Here is a 7,596-nt window from a genome sequence, read left to right as displayed (position 1 = left end):
ACGAGAAGTTAAGAAAACAGGGCCGTCCCTGCGTAGTTAAAAACTACTTATGGGACGGCCCCTTTTTGCGCTTCGAGGCTTTGCGCGAGTGCGTCATGATCAAGCAAGCGTTCGTTATTTCTCATACAGCTCGAGCGGAAGCGCATCGGGGTCGGAAAAGAAAGTGAACCGCTTTCCCGTTGTTTCGTCGATGCGGACGGGCTCGACTGCAACGCCTTGATTTTGCAGCTTTTGGACCGCCTCTTCGATATCGTCCACCTCAAAAGCCAGATGCCTCAACCCCTGCGCTTCCGGGTAGCTGGGTCTTGGCGGAGCGCCCGGAAAGGAGAACAGTTCGATCTGATGATCCTTCCCTACCAGCAGGTCCAGCTTATAGGAATTTCGTTCCGCCCGGTACGTTTCGCGGATTACCGGAAGACCGAGCACCTCCGTGTAAAAAGCTTTGGATTTCGCATAGTCGGAGCAAATGATAGCGGCGTGATGTATTTTATTGATGTTCAGCATGATGAACAGATAACCTCCTGGCCTCATTCTTCGGAATCCAAGCAACCGCCCGAACCGGTGAGCCGGAACCGCCTTTAATCTTGAGCGGAAAACCGATAAAGAAGGATTCTCCGGCAATCCGCTCCAATCCTTTCAGGTTTTCAAAAATGGTAATGCCATTCCCGAGAAGCTGATAATGTGCCGGATAGCCGTCTGAATGCGAACTGTCAACGGCCAGCGTATCGCATCCCACAGCCTTTATTTTTTTGGATGCCAGATAGGCGGCAGCTTCCTCGCTCAGACCGGGCCAACTGGCCGTGTAGGTTCGGCCGGCGGATCGCGGCGTCCAATACCGGTCCCAGCCAAACCGGAATAATACGATATCCCCTTCTTCAATGGAAAAATGTTCCCTTTCCCACGAGAGCACCTCTTGCCTGGACACCAGATCCGAAGCTTCATAGCTGGAGAAATCGAGGGTCAACGCCCTTCCCATACAATGCTCCAGGGGTGTTTCCGCCATATACCGGTGTGCAGGCTCCCCTTCCTTCAAGAAGTTTCCCGTAGCATCTACATGCGTACCGCAATGTTCATTGATGAGCAGTTGGCACACAAGCGCCGGACTTCCTGTCTCGAACGAATCCCACTTGGTATGAAAATAGCGCGAGTGCGTCGGATAAACCGGCATATCCTCCTCCAGCACATGGGTTAAATCGATCATTTCCATGCTCTCAACGGCATGAAGCAGATTTCGAACACTGCTCATCGTTTCTCATCCTCCTCACAGGTTATGACCCATCCAACCATAGACCCTCAGGCCAAATAACGGCACGCAGAAGTTCATAAACGGAAACAAACGAACTCCCAAGCCTATCCGGGACGTTTATCTCTTCTAACCATTATCTTCCATAGGCGCCGCTTATGTCCAGCCTTCTCCCCCCAATATCGGGTCTCGGAAAAAATTACCTGAGGCTCTCCTATTGAAATACGAATATTTGTTCGCTATCCTGTGTATGTTAAGAACATACGTTCTGTAAGTGAGGGTGAACATCATATGCTGACTTCCGTTTCAACTTCTAACAAGAGCGCGCGCACCATCATGCTGGCGGACTGTCAGTCGTTTTATGCCAGCGTAGAAAAAGCGGATCACCCGGAATACAAAAATAAACCCGTTGCTGTGGCGGGAGATCCCGCACGCCGGTCCGGAATCATTCTGGCCGCTTGTCCTATAGCCAAAAGCTATGGAGTAACCACCGCCGAACGGCTTGGCGAAGCATTGAACAAGTGCCCGGATCTGGTTGTGGTACGTCCCCGCATGCAGCATTATATCGATGTTTCGCTGATGATTACACAAATCTATGAAGAGTATACCGATCTTGTTGAAGTATTCAGCATCGACGAGCAATTTCTGGACGTTTCGGCAAGCTTGTCCATTTTCGGGGATCCTGTAACGATTGCCCGGTCGATTCAACAGAAGGTCCTGAGGCAAACCGGGGTATGGGTGAGGATCGGAATCAGTTCCAACAAAATACTGGCTAAAATCGCAACCGATATATGGGCCAAAAAGAATGAGAGCGGCGTGTTTACCCTACCCGCTTCACAAGTGGAAGATTTACTGTGGCCTCAGCCCGTAAATAAGATGTTCGGAGTCGGCTCCCGTATGACGGCTCATTTTACCCGCTTTGGCATGCATACCATAGGCGATATCGCGAGAACGCCGCTTCCGCGCCTCAAAGCTCGATTCCGTGCCTATTTCGGCAAGCAGTCGGATATCCATGCCGAGGTGATGTGGCGGACGGCGAACGGCCTGGATGAAAGTGTGGTTACTCCCAAAACCTTTGATACTCCGCCCAAGTCCATCGGACACATGATGACTTTACCCAGAGACTACACGAAAACGACCGAGGTGGACACGATCCTTCTCGAGCTCACGGAGGAGGTCTGCCGCGACTGCCGGCGTAAAGGATATATGGGTTCCGTAGTGACGGTGAGCTGCATGTGCAGCCCCTACGAAGCACCGACCGGATTTTCCCGCCGGATGAAGATGCCGGACCCTACGAATCATACGAATACGGTATTCAAAGCCGTGAAGAAGCTTTTTTATCGCTTTTGGGACCATATGCCAGTACGCCGCCTCGGCGTCACCTTAAGCCAGTTAACGAATGATCAAAATTATCAGCTTACCTTATTCGAGGATCAAGAAAAAATCAGGTCTTTAGAGAAAGCAACTGACTTGATAAAGGATCGGTACGGGAGCTCGGCCATTGTACGGGCTTCTTCGCTGACTGCGGCCGGCCAAGCCGTGGAGAGATCATTGAAAATCGGAGGACATTATAAATGAAAGACAACAAATTGACACCCGGCAAAAACATCCTATGGGAGTCCTCACGCATGATGCTGCCCGAGCATAAGGAGCAATTGCTCCGGCACCGCCGCGAGCTCGGCAGACAAGAGAAGCCGACGCTCGACGAGCAGCGCTTGGAGGAGCTTGGACAGACGCTCGGCATCGCGCTCCATGAAGACGCGGCGCTGCGCCTTACACTGTATGATAACGGGGAGCGCAAGTCGATCGACTGTACGATTCTGCAGGCCGATCTGCATCTGCAGCGGATCAAGGTACGCTGCAGTGAAGGCTCCACATGGGTAAGGCTAGCCGACTTGATCGGCGCCGAACTGCTGTGAGCAGACTCTCTCTTACGCAGCAGGAGAAATTCCCTCGCTTCATATTTTCTTGCGCTTCCATAAAAGAAGGGGATCCGGGCGCGGGAAGGCATATAACAGCCGGCATCACTGCACTAATCCGGCATCGGACTGTATCCGTCAGAAGCCGCTTTTTGCCGTATCCGTCCCTTGATCCGCAAGGGCTTCGCCATTCCCTGTACCGGAATTGCCGTATACCGTGTTGCTTTCACAGCGGGCGCTGCCGAGCCGGATGGCTGCCGAGGAGCAGCTAAACAGCGTATTGCCTGATACCAGGTTGCTGCGGCACCGGGCCCCGCTCCCTTCGCCCTTGGTATTCAGCAGGATGCCGGTTTTCACACGCCGGACGTCGTTGCCTGTCACGGCATTGCCATCGCTGTTCAGCAGGGCAATGCCTTCCGGCGCGCCGTCGACCTTATTGCCGGAAATGAGATTGCCCGCCGGACGCTCCAGCTCCGCCGTTCCTTCTCCTTCAAGCATAATGCCCGTAAACGCCGCCCGGGAAATGACATTGTGCTGAATCAGATTGTCCGTGCTGTAGCTGCGCAGCAGGATGCCGCGAGAACAGCTCGTCTCGTCCTTGGCCAATCCGGCGCCGGAAGCCGTGTTTCCTTCAATCCGGTTATGCGAGCAGGGCTTGATCTTCGAGGACACGACCACAAAGGCGTCTTTGCATTTCTCCGCCGTATTGCCGGATACGGTCGAATAGGAGCATCCTGCCGACAAATAGATGCAGGGTCTGGGCAGCTGCACAAACCGGTTATCCGTAATCCGAAGCCCTTCTCCGGATTCGGCCACGATACCGTATCCCTCATTATCATTACCCGCTGAAAGCAAGGAATTGAACAAGCAGCCGCTCACTGCAACATGCCGGCAATCCGTGATCCGTATGCCGTTTGTAATCTTGGAGAACGAGCAATCCCGTATCCGAACATGCTCGCAATCCTTGAGGTGAACCGCCCGTTCCGGATCTGCGAATACTTCCTGATACAGATTTCCGGTCCCCTCGAATCCAAGACTTTCCACTTCGGCATGCTTCACACCGTTGCCAACCATCAGGATCAAATGAGACTGAAGCGACTTGAGCACCGACCTCTGGCTGGATGCTCCAAGCAGCTTAACATTAGAGTAAAGCACAAGGCTCGAATTCAAATAATAGGTACCCGGAGGAAAATAAACGATGCCCCCTGTCCTCACAGCCGCATTCATGGCGGATTGGATGGCGGGTGCATCGTCCACATTGGTTCGTCCGAGATTGCCTGCCCCGTAATCCTTCACATTATGCCAAATCGGCGACTCCTGCTGGACAGCGCCAGGCAGTGCAGCAGCCGACGCCGTACCCCAGCCCGTACCTGCTCCTGATGCCAGCATCATCGCCGTGGCCGAACCGACCGTGGCCAACAGCTGACGGCGCGTCAACCCTCTACTGCCTTGCTCCGGCTTTTCCGAGTGTGACATTCTCTCTCCCCCTATGACAAAAACTAGCAATCTATTCAAAATTATAACTTTTGCTGCGCCGCTTGACAATGCATCCTTCACTTGAACCTTGCAAAAAAAAACACGTTCCGCTTCAGCGGAACATGCTCCACAGCTTAATCAAGTGAAACGTATTATTCGGATCGATTTTTTGGGAGATCACAAAATTGACCAGATGCTCCGTCTGCTGCTCCGTTACCTTCTCGCCGAGCACCTTGGTCAACGTCGCGACAAAGCGGCGCACCTTCACCCGGTCCTGCAAATCGTACTTGTTTACGCCCTTCAAAATCATTTTGACACGTTCTTTGGTTTCCGGGTTTTTCATTTTCAGCTTGATCCGCTCCACCTGCGCGGGATCAAAACCGAACTTTGTATAGCTCATTGAGCTGCACCTCCGCTTTCACGTAAGTAGAGTGGACTTCTATACCACACACAGTAAGTCTATGACGGAGGGCTTGGCCATGTGTACCTATTTATTGTTCCACCCCGCCGCAGCTGTGACCCCGAACACCTTGGAAGGCCGCATATTTTAATACCAGGACATCGATGACAGTCGGCTAACCATTTAAACAGGTTTTCATCTCCAAGCAAATACGGTAATATAGAACTTGTCGAATATTATCGAATAAGGGCGGATAGAAATGGACAACGGAGGAGTTACAAAGGAAGAGCTTTCTTTATTGCTATCCCATAATTCCAAAAACCTTAGGGAATCATTCACATCTGTTGAACCCAATACCAGTACTTTTATTCCTAGGTCCAAGCGGCATAGACGAAGAAAAAAGTGGCTTTCTCTTCCATGGAAGGGCAAGGGCTAGCCTTTATCCGTGAAAAAAGCATCCCGGCAGGTTTATGCTCTGCCGGGATGCTTTTTTATGAGGAATATCAGTCCATCAGGTCATTATCGAAAATGCGCTCGCGCTGCAAATATTCACGAAGCGACGCATAACCGGCCCCGGTCCAAAAGTCGGGTCGTCGCACCATCTCGGCAGCGTCATCACGCGCCTGCTCCATGATTTCAAAGTCAATCACCATATCCGCGACCCGGAAATCTGGAACGCCGCTTTGTTTGGTGCCGAAGAAATCACCGGGACCGCGCAGCTCCAAATCCCGCCGTGCGATTTCAAACCCGTCGTTTGTCTGAGTCATCACCTTCATCCGCTCTTTTCCGACCTCATTCTTCGGATCGGCGATGAGCACACAATAGGATTGGTGCTCGCCGCGCCCGACACGGCCCCGAAGCTGATGAAGCTGTGACAGCCCGAACCGGTCGGCATCGTATACCACCATCAGAGTGGCATTCGGCACATCGACGCCAACCTCAATAACGGTCGTGGATACAAGTACCTGCACCCGCCCGGCGCTGAATTCGCGCATGACCTCATCCTTCTCGCCGGGCGTCATCCGGCCGTGAAGCAAACCGACTTTGTATTCGGGAAAAGCGTACTGCAGCTGGGCATGCACATCGATGGCGTTTTGCACGTCGAGCTTCTCGGATTCTTCAATCAACGGGCAAATGACATAGGCCTGCCTGCCGGCAGCCACCTCGCGGCGAATGAAACCGAGCACCCGCTCCAGCATGTCGTGTCCTACCGCGTACGTCTTGACCGGCTTACGCCCCTTCGGCAGCTCCCTGAGCGTAGATACATCCATATCCCCGAAAGCGGTGATGGCCAACGTCCGCGGAATCGGGGTCGCCGTCATCGTCAGCACATCGGGATTTAAACCCTTGCGGCGCAAAATACTCCGCTGCTGAACGCCGAAGCGGTGCTGTTCATCCGTCACCACAAGCCCCAGGTTCCGGAAGAACACGTCCTCCTGAATGAGCGCATGGGTACCGACTATGATATCGGTGAGCCCCATTTGCAAGGAGGCAAGCACCTCACGACGCTGCTTGCCCGTCAGGCTACCGGTGAGCAGGGCGGTTTGAATGCCGTAGGGCTCGAACAAGCGATCAAGCGATCGTTTGTGCTGTTCCGCCAAAATTTCCGTCGGAGCCATAAGCGCCCCCTGGTAGCCTGCTTTTACAACGGCAAACAAGGAGGCCGCCGCCACCACGGTTTTACCGGCCCCGACATCTCCCTGCAGCAGCCGGTTCATCGCATAGTTTTGCTGCAGGTCATGAAGAATTTCAGCCAACACGTTTTTTTGCGATTCCGTCAATGCAAACGGCAGGCTGCGTACAAAGCTGCGCACCCCCGGCAAATCGACAGGATGCGCAACCCCGTCGGCCCGTTGATGATGAAGCGCGCGGTAAGCCTGCATCTTAAGCTGAAACAAGAACAGCTCTTCATACACCATGCGGCGTCTGGCCCGCTGGCCCTGCTCCATCGATCCGGGCAAATGCAGCAGGGAAACAGCCTGCTTCCTCGGAAGAAGATCGTATTTGCGAAGCAGCTCGGCAGGAAGCACCTCCGGAATCATCTCACCGAATTGCAGCAGCGCTTGTTTCATCGTTTGCCGGAACCACTTCTGCGTGATCGATCCGCCCACCGAATAAACAGGCTGCAGCGTGCCGATCTGCGAAGTCCCCCGACCCGGAAATTCCGCTTCCGTTACCGTCAGGCTCATCCTTTTTTGAACCCATTTGCCTGTCAATATTATTTCGCTGCCCGCGCTCAGCTTGTCCTTCAAATAATGCCGGTTAAACCAAACGGCCGTAATGAACAATCCGTCGACCACGATTTTACAGCTCATACGGGATTTCATCCGGCCATACATTTGGACCTGAGGAACCCCTGCTATCTTTGCCTGCACCGTAATTTTGTCGCCATCCTTCACCTGCGTCAAATCCCGAAGCGTGTAATCCTCGTAGCGGAAAGGATAATAATCGAGGAGCTCCCCGACGCTCGTAATCCCAAGCGCGAGCAACTCCTCAGGCTTCTTGCCTTTGACGCCGGACACCTTCGTGACCGGAAGCGAATATAAATCAATGGTCAT

Annotated in this window: 7 protein-coding genes; 2 read left to right on the top strand and 5 right to left on the bottom strand. The window is 53.2% G+C overall.

Going from position 1 to position 7,596, the window contains the following annotated elements:
* Window positions 1-114 precede the first annotated feature (114 nt).
* Both gloA2 and NR121_RS16030 read right to left on the bottom strand, forming a co-directional pair.
* Window positions 115-501 (bottom strand): SMU1112c/YaeR family gloxylase I-like metalloprotein, encoded by a 387-nt coding sequence (gene gloA2, locus NR121_RS16035; protein ID WP_201023621.1) that lies wholly within the window; start codon window positions 499-501, stop codon window positions 115-117.
* On the bottom strand, window positions 488-1,246 hold the full coding sequence (locus NR121_RS16030; protein ID WP_054818947.1) for a cyclase family protein: 759 nt from the start codon (window positions 1,244-1,246) through the stop codon (window positions 488-490). Before NR121_RS16030 ends, gloA2 begins: the two co-directional genes overlap by 14 nt.
* A 288-nt stretch (window positions 1,247-1,534) precedes the next feature.
* Between NR121_RS16030 and NR121_RS16025 the strand changes: the two genes are divergently transcribed.
* On the top strand, window positions 1,535-2,821 hold the full coding sequence (locus NR121_RS16025) for a DNA polymerase IV (protein ID WP_256831465.1): 1,287 nt from the start codon (window positions 1,535-1,537) through the stop codon (window positions 2,819-2,821).
* Window positions 2,818-3,162, top strand: coding sequence for a YolD-like family protein (locus NR121_RS16020; RefSeq protein ID WP_062407888.1), 345 nt, complete (start codon window positions 2,818-2,820; stop codon window positions 3,160-3,162). The genes NR121_RS16025 and NR121_RS16020 overlap by 4 nt, the downstream gene beginning before the upstream one ends.
* Before the next feature lie 138 nt (window positions 3,163-3,300).
* Here NR121_RS16020 and NR121_RS16015 read toward each other — a convergent pair whose 3' ends face one another.
* From NR121_RS16015 to recG, 3 genes are all read right to left on the bottom strand, one after another.
* On the bottom strand, window positions 3,301-4,638 hold the full coding sequence (locus NR121_RS16015) for a right-handed parallel beta-helix repeat-containing protein (protein WP_062407886.1): 1,338 nt from the start codon (window positions 4,636-4,638) through the stop codon (window positions 3,301-3,303).
* A 112-nt stretch (window positions 4,639-4,750) separates the two neighbouring features.
* A complete protein-coding gene (locus NR121_RS16010) occupies window positions 4,751-5,038 on the bottom strand; it encodes a stage VI sporulation protein F (RefSeq protein ID WP_054818944.1) in 288 nt (95 codons plus the stop codon).
* 503 nt (window positions 5,039-5,541) lie between these two features.
* Window positions 5,542-7,596, bottom strand: coding sequence for an ATP-dependent DNA helicase RecG (recG, locus tag NR121_RS16005; protein WP_256831463.1), 2,055 nt, complete (start codon window positions 7,594-7,596; stop codon window positions 5,542-5,544).

The organism is Paenibacillus sp. Pae15, assembly GCF_024519685.1.
GTDB lineage: Bacteria > Bacillota > Bacilli > Paenibacillales > NBRC-103111 > Paenibacillus_G > Paenibacillus_G naphthalenovorans.
The sequence above is the reverse complement of the archived record's forward strand: the minus strand, read 5'-3'. Positions and strand labels throughout refer to the sequence as shown.